This window comes from Serratia sp. CMO1 (genome assembly GCF_015689115.1).
In the GTDB taxonomy this organism is placed as follows: domain Bacteria; phylum Pseudomonadota; class Gammaproteobacteria; order Enterobacterales; family Enterobacteriaceae; genus Serratia; species Serratia marcescens.
The window spans coordinates 582,830-597,653 of record NZ_CP065032.1; the positions used below are offsets into that span (position 1 = coordinate 582,830).

Here is a 14,824-nt window from a genome sequence, read left to right on the forward strand (position 1 = left end):
TCTCGAAACCGGCTTTGGCAGCTTCAATTAAGCAACCAAAAGAAAACATTATTTTAACAAATGGCCGACTCCACGGCCTGAAAAATGCCGATTACGAGGAAGACCCGATGAAACCAGAAGACTTTCGTGCCGACAGTAAACGCCCGTTCACCGGCGCCGAATACCTGAAAAGTTTGCAGGACAGCCGTGAAATTTACATTTACGGCGAGCGCGTGAAAGACGTCACCACTCACCCGGCGTTCCGCAATGCGGCGGCCTCGGTCGGCCAGCTGTACGACGCGCTGCACGATCCGGCCAGCCAGGATCGCCTGTGCTGGAATACCGACACCGGCAACGGCGGTTACACCCACAAGTTCTTCCGCTATGCCCGCAGCCCGGAAGAGATGCGCCAGCAGCGTGACGCCATCGCCGACTGGTCGCGCCAAAGCTATGGCTGGATGGGGCGCACGCCGGATTATAAGGCGGCCTTCGGCTGCGCGCTGGGCGCTTATCCGGAGTTCTACGGCCAGTTCGCCGACAACGCGCGCCACTGGTACAAACGCATTCAGGAAACCGGGCTCTATTTCAACCACGCTATCGTCAACCCGCCGATCGATCGTCATAAGCCGGTCAACGAGGTGAAGGACGTCTACATTCAGGTGGAGAAAGAGACCGACGCCGGCATCATCGTCAGCGGCGCCAAAGTGGTGGCCACCAACTCGGCGTTGACCCACTACAACTTCATCGGCTTCGGTTCGGCGCAGGTGATGGGCGATAACCCGGACTTCGCGCTGATGTTCGTGGCGCCGATGGACGCCGAAGGGGTGAAGCTGATTTCGCGCGCCTCCTACGAGCTGGTGGCCGGCGCGACCGGTTCGCCGTTCGACTACCCGCTGACCAGCCGCTTCGACGAGAACGACGCGATCCTGATCATGGATCATGTGCTGATCCCGTGGGAAAACGTGCTGATCTACCGCGATTTCGACCGCTGCCGCCGCTGGAGCACCCAGGGCGGTTTCGCCCGGCTGTTCCCGCTGCAGGCCTGCGTGCGCCTGGCGGTGAAGATGGACTTCATCACCGCGCTGCTGCAAAAGAGCCTCTCGTGCACCGGCGTGCTGGAGTTCCGCGGCGTGCAGGCCGATCTGGGCGAAGTGGTGGCCTGGCGCAACCTGTTCTGGTCGCTGAGCGACGCGATGTGCGCCGAAGCCACTCAATGGGAAAACGGCGCCTACCTGCCGGATTCCGCCGCGCTGCAAACCTACCGCGTGATGGCGCCGATGGCCTACACCAAGGTGAAACACATCATCGAGAAGAACGTCACCAGCGGCCTGATCTACCTGCCGTCCAGCGTGCGCGACATGAACAACCCGGAGATCGACAAGTACCTGGCGCGCTACGTGCGCGGATCGGACGGTATGGATCACGTCGAGCGCATCAAGATCCTCAAACTGATGTGGGATGCGATCGGCAGCGAGTTCGGCGGGCGCCACGAGCTGTATGAGATCAACTACGCCGGCAGCCAGGATGAGATCCGCCTGCAGTGCCTGCGCCACGCGCAGGGATCCGGCAACATGGATCGCATGATGCAGATGGTCGACAAGTGCCTGGCCGATTACGATCAGCATGGCTGGAAGGTGCCGCACCTGCGGAACAATGACGATATTAATCAGTTGGATAATCTGCTGAAGTAATTCAGGAGGAGGTTGTATGTCTCAGGAAAATGAACAGCGGTTGCGCTTTCGCGACGCGATGGCCAGCCTGTCGGCGGCGGTGAATATCGTCACCACCGACGGCCCGGCGGGGCGCTGCGGCATCACCGCCACGGCGGTGTGCTCGGTAACCGATACGCCGCCGACGCTGCTGGTGTGCATCAACCGCAACAGCGCGATGAACCCGGTATTTCAGGAAAATCGCAGGCTGTGCGTCAACGTGCTCAACCACGAACAGGAGCTGATGGCGCGCCACTTCGCCGGCATGACCGGCGTCAGCATGGAAGATCGTTTCCGGCTGGAAGAGTGGCAGCTTGGCGCGTTGGGGCAGCCTGTATTGCGCAATACCCTGGCCAGCCTGGAAGGGGAGATCGAGCAGATCCAGAGCATCGGCACTCACCAGATGTACCTGGTGCAGATCAAGCAGATCGCGCTGAGCGAAGCCGGCAACGGCCTGATCTATTTCAAGCGCAACTTCCATTCGGTGATCCACCAGATGGCGGTGCCGGCCTGAGGCATGGGGGCGCAGTTGGCTGCGCCCCTCATCTCAACTCTTGTTGGCCGCCAGATCGCTCACCAGGCGGTTGACCGGATCGCTCATGTTGGTGAACTTGCTCAGCTCCGAACGGGTCACCACCACGAACACCCCGACGTTTTTCGCCGGGATCATCGCCATGTAGGTAATGAATCCGCCGCCGCCGCCGGTCTTCTGAATGATGCCCGGCAGCCCGTCCTTCGGCGCCATATACACCCAGCCCAATCCCAATGCATCCGCTTGCCCCGGCACGTCCATGCCCTTCAGCGACACCAGATCGTGGCGCTGGAAGTACATGGTTTGCTCGCTGGCGGCGGTGGCTTTGCGCGGGCCGCTGGCGCTGGAGGAGAGGAACTGCTGCATCCAGCGCTGCATGTCGCGCGGGGTGGAGTAGACGCCGCCGCTGCCGGCTGCGGCGGTGGTGTCGCGACAGGCGCTCGGGCCGGCCGCCGCCACCATCAGGCGCGAGCACTGTTCGGGGCTCGGCGTCAACGTGGTGTCGACCATGCCGAGCGGCGCGGTGATTTTCTCTTTCAGCAGCGCGCTGTAAGGCTTGCCCGCGGCGCGGGAGAGCGCGTCGGCCAGCAGATCGTACGCCAGGTTGGAATACGCGGCGCGCACGCCCGGCGGCACCGTGACGTTGGCATGCGCCAGCCATTGCCAGCGCTGAGCCTTGGTCGGCCAGGTGAACACCGGCGTTTTCGGCGGCTTTTTGCCCGGCTGCTCGCGCGGCAGCGCGCTGGTGTGGGTCGCCAGGTTCAATAACGTGATCGGCTGGCCGGCGTTGTAAGACGGCACATAGGCGCCCTTGGGAGCGTACTTGCGCAGCGGGTCGGTCAGCTTGACCTGACCTGCCGCCGCCATTTTCACCATCACTTCGCTGGTCATCAGCTTGGTGATCGAGGCGATGCGGATCAGCGAATCCGGGCGCGGGCGCAGGTTATTGCCGGGCTTGGTGTCGCCGAAGCTGCGGTTAACCACCTGATTGCCGTCGATCACCACCAGCGCCATGCCGGTGGCGCCGCTGTTGTAGAAAATATGTTCGGCATACTGGTCGACGATTTGCGAAGCCAGCTGCGGGGGCGCGGCCTGCACGGCCAGCGGCGCGGCGCACAGGCCCAGCGCCAGCAATAAAGCGGAGACAGAGTTCTTCAACGGTCGTTATCCATTTAACAATGCAGCGGGAAAGGGCGTAATCCATCGCCCAGTGTAATGTGCCCGCCCCCCCGCTGCATGTAGAAAAAAGAGCGGTGGCGATAAAATTTTTTCACCGCCGGCGGCTTACTGCGCGCGGGCGAAAATGGCGATCACTTCATCCAGGTGCGCCTTCATCGCTTTGCGGGCGCCGCGCACATCGCGCGCTTCGATCGCCGCCAGGATCGCCCGGTGTTCCAGCTCGGAACGGTGCGGCATGTCGTCCGGCGTATAGTGGCGCTGCAGCACGCGGAACATGCTGCCGTAGCGGTGGCCGAGCAGATGGCCGATGATGAACGCGTAAGCCGGGTTGCCGCTGGCCTGGGCGATACGGATGTGGAACAGTCGATCGCCGGGGTGGGTGGCGGAGCCGGCGCGGTTATCGCGGCAGTTCTGCTCATAGGCGGCGCGGATGCCCGCCAGCTCCTCGTCGGTGGCGTGGCGCGCGGCCAGCGCAGCGGTCTCCGGTTCAATCAGCAGGCGGGTTTGCAGCAGTGAAAACGGCGGCAGCTCGGCGTTGAAATCCAGCTCGATATTCAGTTCGTCGTCGATCTCCGCCCACTGGTTGCGGCCGGCCTGGGCCATCACCGACTCCTGCGACGCCGCCGGCGGCGTTTGCGAACGCACGATCACCCCGTTGCCCACCTTGACGTCCACCAGGCCGATCACTTCCAACGCGATCAGCGCCTCGCGCACCGACGCGCGGCTGACCTGCAACTGCTGGGCGAGATCGCGCTCCGAGGGCAGGCGGCTGCCAGGCGGAAATTCGTTATTCTCGATAAGACGTTTGAGCTGGTCGGCTATCTGTCTGTAAATCCTTGGGTTTTCCAGTCGGGTAATCGGCATTTTTGACCTTTGACGATTCGGCGTTCAGTGATTTGGCGCACAATTATGCGACAAGGCGCTTGAGTAATCGTTATTCAAGTGTAAAAAAATGGTTAATTGAAATGTGGTTTCAAGGCTGTTTTATTAACTTCTTCCCCCAACGATAACGCGTAAAGCGTCTTTTGTCATGTTAGAGGCCTGACCTTTAATCGCCCTTAGTGGCCTGACCATTAGACCTTTAGGCCGAGGAGTCAAGATGGATTTAACCGGGAAACGCGTACTGATCACCGCCGCCGGGCAAGGGATCGGATTCACCACCGCCAGGCTGTTCGCCGCCGCCGGCGCCGAAGTGATCGCCAGCGACATCAACCTTGAGCGCCTGCAGGGCTGCGCCGGGATCCGCGCGCTGACGCTGAACGTCACCGATCCGGCCGCCATCGCGGCGGCGGCGGAAGCGATCGGCCCGATCGACGTGTTGTTCAACTGCGCCGGCGTAGTGCACAGCGGATCGATCCTCGATTGCAGCGAAGATCAGTGGGCGTTCGCGCTCGATCTCAACGTGACCGCGATGTTCCGCATGATCCGCGCCTTCCTGCCGGGCATGTTGGCGCGCGGCAAAGGCTCGATCATCAACATGTCTTCGGTGGCCTCGAGCGTGAAAGGGGTGCCGAACCGCTTCGCCTACAGCGCCAGCAAGGCGGCGGTGATCGGCCTGACGCGCTCGGTGGCGGCGGATTACGTCACCCAGGGCATCCGCTGCAACGCCATTTGCCCCGGCACGGTGGAATCGCCGTCGCTGCGCCAGCGCATCGCCGAGCAGGCGCGCGAACAGGGGCGCAGCGAGCAAGAGGTGTATCAGGCGTTCGTCGCCCGCCAGCCGATCGGGCGCATCGGCACCACCGAGGAAATCGCCCAATTGGCGCTGTATCTGGCCTCCGACGCCAGTTCGTACACCACCGGCACGGTGCAGATCATCGACGGCGGCTGGAGCAACTGATCCGCCATTTTTGAGAGAGGAACGCATGAAACTTTTACGTTATGGGCAACCTGGGCAAGAGCGCCCCGGCATGTTGGATGCCCAGGGCCGCCTGCGCGATCTGTCGCAGCATATCGCCGACGTGGGCGGCGCCGCGTTATCGCCGGCGTCGCTCGCCAAACTGCGCGCGCTGGACAGCGCCGCATTGCCGCTGGTCGAGGGGCAGCCGCGCCTCGGCGCCTGCGTCGGCGGCATCGGCAAGTTCATCTGCATCGGCCTGAACTACGCCGATCACGCGGCGGAAACCGGCGCGGCCATTCCTGAAGAACCGGTGGTGTTCAACAAATGGACCAGCGCGGTGGTCGGCCCCTACGACCGGGTGGAGATCCCGCGCGGCTCGCAGAAAACCGACTGGGAAGTGGAGCTGGGCGTAGTGATCGGCCTGGGCGGGCGCTACATCAGCGAAGCGGATGCGATGCGCCACGTCGCCGGTTATTGCGTGATCAACGACGTCTCAGAACGCGAATATCAAATTGAGCGCGGCGGCACCTGGGACAAGGGCAAAGGCTGCGACACCTTCGGGCCGATCGGGCCCTGGCTGGTGACCGCCGACGAGATCGCCGATCCGCACAGCCTGAATTTGTGGCTGGAGGTGGACGGCAAGCGCTATCAGGACGGCAACACCAGCACCATGATCTTCCGCATTCCGCAGATCGTCAGCTACCTCAGCCGCTTTATGAGCCTGCAGCCGGGCGACGTGATCTCCACCGGCACGCCGCCGGGCGTCGGCATGGGGCAGAAACCGCAGCCCATCTACCTGCGGGCGGGCCAGACGATGCGTCTGGGCATTGAAGGGCTGGGCGAACAGCGCCAGCAAACCGTACAGGCTTAACCGGGAGCGCCGCCATGACCACCATTACCGCACTGCGGGTTGAAGACATTCGTTTCCCCACCTCGCTGGGGCTGGACGGATCCGACGCCATGAATCCGGATCCCGACTATTCCGCCGCCTACGTGATCTTGGAGACCGATCGCGCGGATCTCAGTGGCCACGGACTGACGTTCACCATCGGCCGCGGCAACGAGATCTGCTGCGCGGCGATCCGCGCGCTGGAACATCAGATCGTCGGTGAGCGGCTGGAGACGATCGCCGCCGACATGGGCGCCTTCTGGCGGCGCTTCACCAGCGACAGCCAGCTGCGCTGGATCGGGCCGGACAAAGGCGCCATTCACCTGGCGACCGGCGCGGTGGTCAACGCGGTGTGGGATCTGTGGGCCAAATCGGTCGGCAAACCGGTGTGGCGGCTGGTGGCAGAGATGACGCCGGAGGAGCTGGTGCGCTGCATCGACTTCCGTTACATCACCGACTGCATCACGCCGCAGGAAGCGCTGGCGCTACTGAAACAGCGGGCCGAGGGCAAAGAACGCCGCCTGGAACGACTGCTGCAGGAAGGGTATCCCTGCTACACCACTTCGGCAGGGTGGTTGGGTTATCCGGACGACAAGCTGCGCCGCCTGTGCCAGGAGGCGGTCGACGCCGGTTTCTCCTACCTGAAGCTGAAGGTTGGGCGCGATCTGGAAGACGACATTCGCCGGGTGCGCATCGCGCGTGAGGTGATCGGCCCGGATCGCCGGCTGATGATCGACGCCAACCAGGTGTGGGAAGTCGATGAAGCCATTCCGTGGGTGAAACATCTGGCGTTCGCCAAACCCTGGTTTATCGAAGAGCCGACCAGCCCGGACGACGTCGAAGGGCATCGCCGCATCCGCGAAGGGGTGGCGCCGGTCAAGGTGGCTACCGGCGAGATGTGCCAGAACCGCATCATGTTCAAACAGTTCATCATGCGCGGTGCGGTGGACGTGGTGCAGATCGACGCCTGCCGTCTCGGCGGCGTCAACGAAGTGCTGGCGGTGATGCTGATGGCGGCCAAATACCAGCTGCCGGTCTGCCCGCACGCCGGCGGCGTCGGGCTGTGCGAATACGTGCAGCACCTGTCGATGATCGACTACCTGTGCATCGCCGGCACCCACGAAGGCCGGGTGATCGAGTACGTCGATCATTTGCATGAACACTTTGTCGATCCCTGCGTGATCAACGGCGCGGCCTACATGCCGCCGAGCCGGCCCGGTTACTCGATCGAGATGCATCCGTCGTCGATCGAGCAATACCGGTTCCGCGGGTGAAGCGGGAGGATCGCATGCCGCGCATCGACGCTCACCAGCACTACTGGCGCTACCACCCGCAGCATTACCCGTGGATCGACGAGCGGATGCGCGTGCTGCGGCAGGATTTCGATCCGCCCCGGCTGCGGCCGCTGTTGCAGGAACACGGTTTCGACGGCGCGCTGGCGGTGCAGGCGCGCCCCAGCGAGGAAGAGACGCTGGCCTTGCTGGCGCTGGCTGAACGGAGCGAAGGCGTATGCGGCGTGGTGGGCTGGTTGGATATCGCCGCGCCGCAGCTGGCGCAGCGTCTGGAGGCCCTGAGGCCGCGCGCTGCGCTGCGCGGGGTGCGTCATCAGGTGCAGGACGAAGCGGATCCGGCGGCCTGGTTGGCGCGGCCGGAGGTGGAACGTGGCATGCAAACGCTGCAGCGCGCCGGGTATGTGTACGAGATCCTGGTGACGCATCGGCATCTGGCGGCCGTGGCGTCGTTCGCCGCCCGCCATGACGAGCACTGGCTGGTGCTGGATCACCTCGGCAAGCCGGACATCGCGCGCGGCGCGCGGCACTGGGCGCAGCAAATCCGGCCGCTGGCGGCGCTGCCGCACGTGGCCTGCAAGCTTTCGGGCCTGATCACCGAGGCGCCGGGCGGCCGGTGGCGGGCGGAGGAACTGCTGCCGTTCTTCGACGCCGCGCTGGAGGCGTTCGGCCCGCAGCGGCTGATGTTCGGCTCCGACTGGCCGGTGTGCCTGCTGGCCGGCGACTACCGCCAGGTGGTGCAACTGTGCGAACGGGCGCTGTCGACGCTGGGGGCTGCCGAGCAGGCGGCGATTTGGGGCGACACCGCCTGGCGAATTTACGGTTTAACGGAGTCTGGTTATGGATTTGTATCTGCAAGATAAGGTGGTGCTGGTCACCGGCGGTGGTGCCGGCATCGGCGCGGCGATTTCTCATGTGCTGGCTGAAGAGGGGGCGATCCCGGTGCTGGTCACCAACGCCGCGCCGGAGGCGGCGCTGCTGGCCGATTTGCAGCGGCTGCAGCCGCGCACCGAGGTGATCCTCACCGAATTGTGCGATGAGGCGGCCTGCCGCCGCGCGGTCAGCCAGACGCTGGCGACCTTCGGCCGCATCGACGGACTGGTGAATAACGCCGGGGTCAATGACGGCGTCGGGCTGGAGGCGGGGCGTGAAGCGTTCGTCGGTTCGCTGGAAAAGAACCTGGTGCACTACTACCTGATGGCGCACCTGTGCCAGGCGGCGCTGCGGGAGAGCCGGGGCGCTATCGTCAACATCGCCTCCAAGACCGCGCTCAGCGGCCAGGGCGGCACCAGCGGCTACACCGCCGCCAAGGGCGCGGTGCTGGCGCTGACGCGCGAATGGGCGGTATCGCTGCGCCATGACGGGGTGCGGGTGAACGCGGTGGTGCCGGCGGAGGTGATCACCCCGCAGTACCAGCGCTGGCTCAACACCTTCGCCGAGCCGCAGCGGCAGATGGAGAAAATCACCGCGCGCATTCCGCTCGGGCAGCGCATGACCACGCCGCAGGAGATCGCCGATACCGTGGCGTTTCTGCTGTCGTCGCGGTCATCGCATACCACCGGGCAGTGGCTGTCGGTGGACGGCGGCTACCTGCATCTCGATCGGGCGCTGACGTGAGCGGCGCGGCGGCAGGGCGGCGCCGTTTCTGCCAGGCGCTCGATCTGATTGACTCACCGGCGCTGATTGCGGAGTACCAGCAGCATCATCAGCGCATTTGGCCGGGCATCGCCGCGCATTTGCGCGAGCACGGCATTCTGGACATGGAAATTTACCGGTTGGGCACCCGGCTGTTCATGATCGTGGAGGTCAGCGCCGATTTCGACGCCGCGCGCTTTGACGCCGCCAGCCTGAACAACCCCGAAGTACAGCGATGGGAAGCGCTGATGTGGCACTACCAGGCCGCCACCCCCTGGACGCCGCAGGGCGAAAAATGGGTGGAAATGGCGCGGATTTTCTCTCTGCAACAGCAATAACGCCAACATCATCATCGCCAGACGATACGAGGGTATCACCATGCTTGCTGAAAAAAGTGCGGCCTCCGCGCAGCCGGGCGTCCCCGTGACCGCCAATCTGCGCTGGGCCTTTATCCTGGTCACCAGCCTGTTCTTCATGTGGGGGCTGTCCTATGGCCTGCTGGACGTATTGAACAAACATTTTCAGGAGACGTTGCACGTCACCAAGGCGCAGTCGGGGCTGCTGCAGGCGGCCTACTTCGGCGCCTACTTCCTGGTGGCGCTGCCCGCCGGGTACTTTATGGATCGCAAGGGCTATAAGGCGGGCATTCTGGTCGGGCTGTGCCTGTACGCGCTGGGGGCGTTGCTGTTCGTGCCGGCGGCGTCGGCCAACAGCTTCGGCGTATTCCTGTTCGCGCTGTTCGTCATCGCCAGCGGCCTGGGGTGCCTGGAAACGGCGGCCAACCCGTACGCCACGGTGCTGGGCGACGCGCAGGGCGCCGAACGGCGGCTCAACCTGGCGCAGTCGTTCAACGGCCTCGGGCAGTTTATCGGCCCGCTGATCGGCGGCACGCTGTTCTTCTCCGCCAGTCAGTCCGCCGGCGACGGCGATCAGAGCGCGGTGAAGATGACCTATGTGGCGATCGCCGCGCTGGTGCTGCTGATCGCGCTGTTGTTCAGCCGCACCCGGCTGCCGGCGATCCGCGAAGAGGAAAAGCCGGTGCATGGCGTGATAGCGCAGGGATTGTGGCAGCATCCGCATTTCGTCGGCGGGGTTATCACACAGTTCTTCTACGTGGCGGCGCAGGTGGGCGTCGGGGCGTTCTTCATCAACTACGCCACCGAGCACTGGCGCGAGGTGTCTAACCAGAGCGCCTCTTACCTGCTGTCGATCGCCATGATCTGCTTTATGATCGGGCGCTTCTTCAGCACCTGGCTGATGGGGCGAGTCAAACCGGCGACGCTGCTGGCGGTCTATGCGCTGATCAACATCGCGCTGTGCGGCGTGGTGATGCTGAGCGTCGAAGGCGTATCGGTGGTGGCGCTGATCGCGGTGTTCTTCTTTATGTCGATCATGTTCCCGACCATTTTTGCCCTGGGGGTGAAAAATCTGGGCAAGCACACCAAGCGCGCCAGCTCGTTCATGATCATGGCGATCGTCGGCGGCGCCATCATGCCGTACTTTATGGGGGCGCTGGCCGACCGTTACAGCACCGCGCTCTCTTATCTGCTGCCGCTGCTGTGCTTCGCGGTGGTGCTGGTTTACGGCCTGCGGCAGCGCCGCGCCTGATTCAACCCGGCGGCGAATCGGCCTTCGCCGCCGCTTTCGGCATCTGCCGCCGGGTTCCCATCAGGATCGCCAACGCCAGCAGCAGCACCATGCCGGACAGCACGCCGTTTATCGTCAGGCCTCCGGCGTCCACCACCAGCCCGCCCGCCAGCGAACCGCAGGAAATCGCCAGATTAAACAGCGCGATATACAGCGAAGAGGCGACCTCGACCGCATCGGGCGCCGCCTTGAGCATCCACGCCATCAACGCAACGGAAACGCCGCCGTAGGCGATGCCCCACAGCAGGAGGAAGGCGCCGCCGCTCAGCGGCGCGTGGCCCAGCAGCGGCAGCAGCAGGACGGCGAGCGCCAGCCCGAGGGCGATCAGCGCCAGGGTGCGGCGCAGCCGTTTGGCGGCGGCCTGGCCGGCGATAAAATTCCCGACGAGGCCGGCGATGCCGTAGGCGAACAGCAGCGGCCCCACCCAGCGGCTCTCGATGCCGGCGACCGTCTGCAGCAGCGGGCGGACAAAGGTGTAAGCCATAAAGTGGCCGGCGACCAGCAGAAACGTCAGCAGCAGCCCGGTCAGCAGCCGGCGATTCGCGCGTTGCGCGGTGAACGACCGCCAGCCGATCGCCTGCGTGACCGGCAGCGGCGGCAGCACGCACACCAGCAGGAGCAGGGTCAGCGCCGCCAGAACGGCGACCGCCAGAAACGCCATGCGCCAGCCCAGCGCTTCGCCGAGGAATACCCCGAGCGGCACGCCGAACACCGAGGCCGCCGCTACGCCGCCGAAGATGATGGACAGGGCCAATCCGACGGAGGCCGGCGGCACCAGGCGTTCCGCCAGCCCGCCGGCGATGGCCCAGATACCGCCGATGCAAAAGCCCAGCAGAATGCGCGCAGCGAACAGCAGCGCCAGGGAGGTGGCGGCGGCGGCCAGCAGGTTAGCGGCGATCAGCAGCAGCAGAAAGCCCGCCAACAGGCTGCGGCGATCCGTGCGCCGGGCGCCCAGCACCACCAGCGGGGCGAACAGCGCGGCGAACAGGGCCGGCAGGGAAATCAGCAGCCCGGCACGGCCTATCGATGCGTTCAAGGTGCTGACGATCGGAGTCAGCAGCCCGACGGGCAGCATTTCTGCGGTGACGACGGTAAAGGTGGACAGGCCGACCGCGAAGGTCGCCAGCCAGGGTTTTGCGCCGCCGTCGGCGTGTAAGGCATTCATAAAGATCCTCCCAACAGATGAATAACCTCAGTGTATCCGCGCCAAAATGGCTGATAAACTGGCCTAATTGCGCAACATTGGGGATAAATCGTGGCTAATTTACCGTCTATGCCGTTGGATAATCTGACTGACCTGCTGGTGTTCATCCGCGTCGCCGACGCCTGCAGCTTCACGCTGGCGGCCGAGAGGCTGGGCATCTCCCGATCCGCGGCGGGAAAATGCGTGAACCGATTGGAGGCGCGATTGGCGACCCGGCTGCTGCAGCGCACCACGCGCAGCGTCAGCCTGACCGAAGACGGCGCGGTGTTTTACGAGTATGCGCAGCGCATCCTGTCGCAGGCCGAAGAGGCGGAAACGGCGCTCAATACGCGGCGGCAAACCCCGCGCGGGCGGCTGCGGCTGGATCTACCGGTCTCGCTGGGGCGGTTGCATATCTTGCCGATTTTACGGGAGTTTTTGGCACAGTGGCCGGAGGTGGACGCCGACGTCAGCTTCTCCGACGATTACAGCGATCTGGTGCGCGACGGCATCGACGTAGCTATCCGGGTCGGCGGCAGCGACGACAGCCGGCTGGTGCGGCGAGTGCTCGCGCCGCATCGCCTGATCACCTGCGCGGCGCCGGATTATCTGGCGCGGCACGGCGCGCCTGCGAAACCGGAGGCGTTGGGCGATCACGAGACGCTGGTCTTCAGCCATCAGGGGCTGCCGGCGCCCTGGCGCTATCGGGTTAACGGTCAACTGCACGAACAGCCGGTGCGCGGCCGGATGCGTTTCAACAACGTCGAGGCCTTGCGGGATGCCACCGTCGCCGGGGCCGGTCTGTGTCAGGTGGGGGCGTTTCTGGTCGGCGAGCAGATTGCGGCCGGCACGCTGGTGCCGGTGCTGGAACGCTATTGTCGCCCTGGGCCGCCGATCTGCGCCGTCTATCCCAGCCGGCGCCATCTCTCCCCCAAGGTGAAACTGTTCCTGGCGGCGATCGAACGGCGCTGGCAGGGCAAGGCGATTTGGGAAAGCGCCTAGTGTGTCAATTCCTGCGGTTGCAGCAGAGCGGGCTCGACGTTTTGCGCCAGCTGAATATTGTTGCGGCCGCTGTGCTTCGCCAGATAGAGCGCGGCGTCGGCCGCGCCGATCGCTGATTCGACGTCCAGCTTTTCCAATGCCGAGATGCCCGCGCTGAGCGTCAGCGTGCCGCTGTGCTGCGGGCTGGCGCCGTGCGGGATATTCAGTTCCGCCACGCGTTGACGCACCCGTTCGGCCAACTGCGCCGCATAGCCTTCGTGCACGTTGGTCAACAGCACCAAAAACTCTTCCCCGCCGTAGCGCACCACGATGTCGCGCGAACGCACCGCATCGCGGATGGCGATCGCCACCTGCACCAGCGCCCGGTCGCCCATGGCGTGGCCGTAGCTGTCGTTGTAGACCTTGAAGTGGTCGATATCCAGCAGCAGCACGTAGTGGCGGCCGGTTTGCGGTTCCAGCAGCATAGTGATCTTATTCTCCAGCCCTCGACGGTTATAAAGGCCGGTCAGGGGATCGAGCATGCTCAAATTATTGAATTTGTCCCGCTCGTTATACAGGTTGGCCACCAGCGCGTGGGTAAAGATTTCACTGCGTTTCAACATCAGGTGATGAATGGAGAAAGCGATAATAGGTAATAGCGTGGTGAATAATATCCGCAGGGTATTATGCATACCGTCTAAAGCCAGGATCATCATTGCGGAAGGTACGGCGTGTAAACAAAAGGCGGTAAAGTTATCCGTCAGAGAAATAGCGCTGATAAAAAAGATGCTAAACAAACTAATTAATAAAAAATCTTGGTTATTCGGTAGGCAATATTGACTTTTAACGTAAATATGTGCGGCCCAGAGCAGGCCGAGCACGCTGGCGAACAGGTTGAGTTTACACAAATATTTACGTGGCGTTTGCAGAGAAAATAGCGCTGCTACCAGACAAAATAGCGGTATACATAATAAAGGTAGGGTAAATGCGGGCGTATCCCTAAAAGGGAACAATAATGTAAATACGGAAGAGGCGGCATTCATTATCAGAAAAAGAAATAATGCCAGGCGCTGCTTGCTGTTCAGTAATTCCTGATAAGAACGGGCGTTCATACGGAGGTCACTCTTTGCAAAGTCGTTCTGTCGAATAATTAAGGTTGAGAAGCATTCCCTTGGCGCGAATATCCACTTGAATTGCATGGTTGAGGGTTGTGATTATTATCATGCAAACAGGACTAGGAATTTTCTTATGTCAAATTATCATTTTTTCCTGCTGGTGTCATCTGAGTTTGGTCAGCGCAGTGAAAATGATGCGGCGGCCAAAAAAGTGTTATATGATATTGGTTATCATTATCACTTAAGGAGGTTGTCATGCTCACTGCCATGATTGCCGCGTGCGGGCTGTGGGGCGTCAGTTGGTGCCTCGGGGATCGCCTGGCCAGCGCCTGGGGCGTTTTGCTGCCTTGTGCTTTGATGCCGCTGCTGGCCCTGATCAACCTGGATATGCTGCAGTTGCGCACCCTGATCGTGATAGCGATGTTGGCCACGCTGGTGATGCTGTTCAACAGCCGGCTGCGCCACTATCTGCTGTTGCCTTCCTGCATGGCGCTGGCGGGCGGCCTGGCGGCAGTCAGCCTCAACTTCAGCTTTGGGTGAAACGCCAGAAACGGCAAAACCACGCTTAAGCGTGTTTATCATCAATGCGTTGGGATTTTTTCGAAGGAACCGCCGAAGAGATCATCAATTGGTGCGAAGAGAGGGACTTGAACCCTCACGTCCGTAAGGACACTAACACCTGAAGCTAGCGCGTCTACCAATTCCGCCACCTTCGCACAGTCGATGTTGTTGCTTTGATTTATATTACGTCGCCAGCTTGGTGCGAAGAGAGGGACTTGAACCCTCACGTCCGTAAGAACACTAACACCTGAAGCTAGCGCGTCTACCAATTCCGCCACCTTCGCA

General features: G+C 62.8%; 15 protein-coding genes and 2 tRNA genes. 11 read left to right on the top strand and 6 right to left on the bottom strand.

Annotated features, from left to right (window positions below; genetic code table 11):
* Nucleotides 1-107: 107 nt before the first annotated feature.
* Together hpaB and hpaC are read left to right on the top strand one after the other, a co-directional pair.
* Nucleotides 108-1,670 carry a 4-hydroxyphenylacetate 3-monooxygenase, oxygenase component gene (hpaB, locus tag IT763_RS02690; RefSeq protein ID WP_004933158.1) on the top strand — a complete coding sequence of 521 codons (1,563 nt, stop codon included), beginning with the start codon at nucleotides 108-110 and terminating at the stop codon, nucleotides 1,668-1,670.
* A gap of 16 nt (nucleotides 1,671-1,686) precedes the next feature.
* Nucleotides 1,687-2,202, top strand: a complete 516-nt coding sequence (gene hpaC, locus IT763_RS02695; RefSeq protein ID WP_004933156.1) for a 4-hydroxyphenylacetate 3-monooxygenase, reductase component — start codon at nucleotides 1,687-1,689, stop codon at nucleotides 2,200-2,202.
* Between the two features lie 33 nt (nucleotides 2,203-2,235).
* On the opposite strand, the gene ampH is transcribed toward hpaC, so the two are convergent.
* Nucleotides 2,236-3,378, bottom strand: coding sequence for a D-alanyl-D-alanine-carboxypeptidase/endopeptidase AmpH (gene ampH / locus IT763_RS02700; RefSeq protein ID WP_015376541.1), 1,143 nt, complete (start codon nucleotides 3,376-3,378; stop codon nucleotides 2,236-2,238).
* A 126-nt stretch (nucleotides 3,379-3,504) separates the two neighbouring features.
* Nucleotides 3,505-4,263, bottom strand: a complete 759-nt coding sequence (locus IT763_RS02705) for a FadR/GntR family transcriptional regulator (protein WP_004933150.1) — start codon at nucleotides 4,261-4,263, stop codon at nucleotides 3,505-3,507.
* Nucleotides 4,264-4,498: 235 nt separating this feature from the next.
* On the opposite strand from IT763_RS02705, the gene IT763_RS02710 reads away from it, so the two are divergent.
* From IT763_RS02710 to fucP, 7 genes are read left to right on the top strand one after another with little or no spacing between them, the layout of a single operon-like run.
* A complete protein-coding gene (locus tag IT763_RS02710) occupies nucleotides 4,499-5,239 on the top strand; it encodes an SDR family oxidoreductase (RefSeq protein ID WP_016929185.1) in 741 nt (246 codons plus the stop codon).
* Between the two features lie 25 nt (nucleotides 5,240-5,264).
* Nucleotides 5,265-6,110, top strand: coding sequence for a fumarylacetoacetate hydrolase family protein (locus tag IT763_RS02715; protein WP_028127877.1), 846 nt, complete (start codon nucleotides 5,265-5,267; stop codon nucleotides 6,108-6,110).
* A gap of 14 nt (nucleotides 6,111-6,124) precedes the next feature.
* Nucleotides 6,125-7,402: an L-fuconate dehydratase gene (locus IT763_RS02720; protein WP_025305193.1), complete on the top strand. Its 1,278-nt coding sequence runs from the start codon at nucleotides 6,125-6,127 to the stop codon at nucleotides 7,400-7,402.
* 14 nt (nucleotides 7,403-7,416) lie between these two features.
* Complete coding sequence (locus IT763_RS02725; RefSeq protein ID WP_110146672.1) at nucleotides 7,417-8,280, top strand: amidohydrolase; 864 nt, start codon at nucleotides 7,417-7,419, stop codon at nucleotides 8,278-8,280.
* Entirely contained in the window at nucleotides 8,258-9,034 is a 777-nt protein-coding gene (locus IT763_RS02730; protein WP_033638791.1) for an SDR family oxidoreductase, read from the top strand. The genes IT763_RS02725 and IT763_RS02730 overlap by 23 nt, the downstream gene beginning before the upstream one ends.
* Nucleotides 9,031-9,390 (top strand): L-rhamnose mutarotase, encoded by a 360-nt coding sequence (locus IT763_RS02735; RefSeq protein ID WP_015376547.1) that lies wholly within the window; start codon nucleotides 9,031-9,033, stop codon nucleotides 9,388-9,390. Before IT763_RS02730 ends, IT763_RS02735 begins: the two co-directional genes overlap by 4 nt.
* A gap of 40 nt (nucleotides 9,391-9,430) precedes the next feature.
* Complete coding sequence (gene fucP, locus IT763_RS02740) at nucleotides 9,431-10,660, top strand: L-fucose:H+ symporter permease (protein WP_206195154.1); 1,230 nt, start codon at nucleotides 9,431-9,433, stop codon at nucleotides 10,658-10,660.
* 1 nt (nucleotide 10,661) lies between these two features.
* Here the strand turns inward: fucP and IT763_RS02745 are convergent, their stop codons facing one another.
* Nucleotides 10,662-11,864 carry an MFS transporter gene (locus IT763_RS02745; protein WP_206195155.1) on the bottom strand — a complete coding sequence of 401 codons (1,203 nt, stop codon included), beginning with the start codon at nucleotides 11,862-11,864 and terminating at the stop codon, nucleotides 10,662-10,664.
* A 108-nt stretch (nucleotides 11,865-11,972) separates the two neighbouring features.
* Between IT763_RS02745 and IT763_RS02750 the strand changes: the two genes are divergently transcribed.
* Nucleotides 11,973-12,884, top strand: coding sequence for a LysR family transcriptional regulator (locus IT763_RS02750; RefSeq protein WP_206195441.1), 912 nt, complete (start codon nucleotides 11,973-11,975; stop codon nucleotides 12,882-12,884).
* Here IT763_RS02750 and IT763_RS02755 read toward each other — a convergent pair.
* Complete coding sequence (locus tag IT763_RS02755) at nucleotides 12,881-13,975, bottom strand: GGDEF domain-containing protein (RefSeq protein WP_049300729.1); 1,095 nt, start codon at nucleotides 13,973-13,975, stop codon at nucleotides 12,881-12,883. The genes IT763_RS02750 and IT763_RS02755 overlap by 4 nt on opposite strands.
* Before the next feature lie 258 nt (nucleotides 13,976-14,233).
* Here IT763_RS02755 and IT763_RS02760 point away from each other — a divergent pair, with 258 nt between their 5' ends.
* Nucleotides 14,234-14,518: a DUF1435 domain-containing protein gene (locus IT763_RS02760; RefSeq protein WP_004933115.1), complete on the top strand. Its 285-nt coding sequence runs from the start codon at nucleotides 14,234-14,236 to the stop codon at nucleotides 14,516-14,518.
* An 89-nt stretch (nucleotides 14,519-14,607) separates the two neighbouring features.
* Here the strand turns inward: IT763_RS02760 and IT763_RS02765 are convergent.
* Both IT763_RS02765 and IT763_RS02770 read right to left on the bottom strand, forming a co-directional pair.
* Nucleotides 14,608-14,694, bottom strand: a tRNA-Leu gene (locus IT763_RS02765).
* A gap of 42 nt (nucleotides 14,695-14,736) precedes the next feature.
* Nucleotides 14,737-14,823 (bottom strand) — tRNA-Leu (locus tag IT763_RS02770).
* Nucleotide 14,824 lies beyond the last annotated feature (1 nt).

Excerpts from the sequence above, each read along its gene's own strand:
- hpaB (WP_004933158.1), top strand. The coding sequence starts at position 108 with ATGAAACCAGAAGACTTTCGTGCCGACAGTAAACGCCCGTTCACCGGC.
- hpaC (WP_004933156.1), top strand. The coding sequence starts at position 1,687 with ATGTCTCAGGAAAATGAACAGCGGTTGCGCTTTCGCGACGCGATGGCC.
- IT763_RS02705 (WP_004933150.1), bottom strand. The coding sequence starts at position 4,263 with ATGCCGATTACCCGACTGGAAAACCCAAGGATTTACAGACAGATAGCC.
- IT763_RS02710 (WP_016929185.1), top strand. The coding sequence starts at position 4,499 with ATGGATTTAACCGGGAAACGCGTACTGATCACCGCCGCCGGGCAAGGG.
- IT763_RS02715 (WP_028127877.1), top strand. The coding sequence starts at position 5,265 with ATGAAACTTTTACGTTATGGGCAACCTGGGCAAGAGCGCCCCGGCATG.
- IT763_RS02720 (WP_025305193.1), top strand. The coding sequence starts at position 6,125 with ATGACCACCATTACCGCACTGCGGGTTGAAGACATTCGTTTCCCCACC.
- IT763_RS02725 (WP_110146672.1), top strand. The coding sequence starts at position 7,417 with ATGCCGCGCATCGACGCTCACCAGCACTACTGGCGCTACCACCCGCAG.
- IT763_RS02730 (WP_033638791.1), top strand. The coding sequence starts at position 8,258 with ATGGATTTGTATCTGCAAGATAAGGTGGTGCTGGTCACCGGCGGTGGT.
- fucP (WP_206195154.1), top strand. The coding sequence starts at position 9,431 with ATGCTTGCTGAAAAAAGTGCGGCCTCCGCGCAGCCGGGCGTCCCCGTG.
- IT763_RS02745 (WP_206195155.1), bottom strand. The coding sequence starts at position 11,864 with ATGAATGCCTTACACGCCGACGGCGGCGCAAAACCCTGGCTGGCGACC.
- IT763_RS02750 (WP_206195441.1), top strand. The coding sequence starts at position 11,973 with ATGCCGTTGGATAATCTGACTGACCTGCTGGTGTTCATCCGCGTCGCC.
- IT763_RS02755 (WP_049300729.1), bottom strand. The coding sequence starts at position 13,975 with ATGAACGCCCGTTCTTATCAGGAATTACTGAACAGCAAGCAGCGCCTG.
- IT763_RS02760 (WP_004933115.1), top strand. The coding sequence starts at position 14,234 with ATGCTCACTGCCATGATTGCCGCGTGCGGGCTGTGGGGCGTCAGTTGG.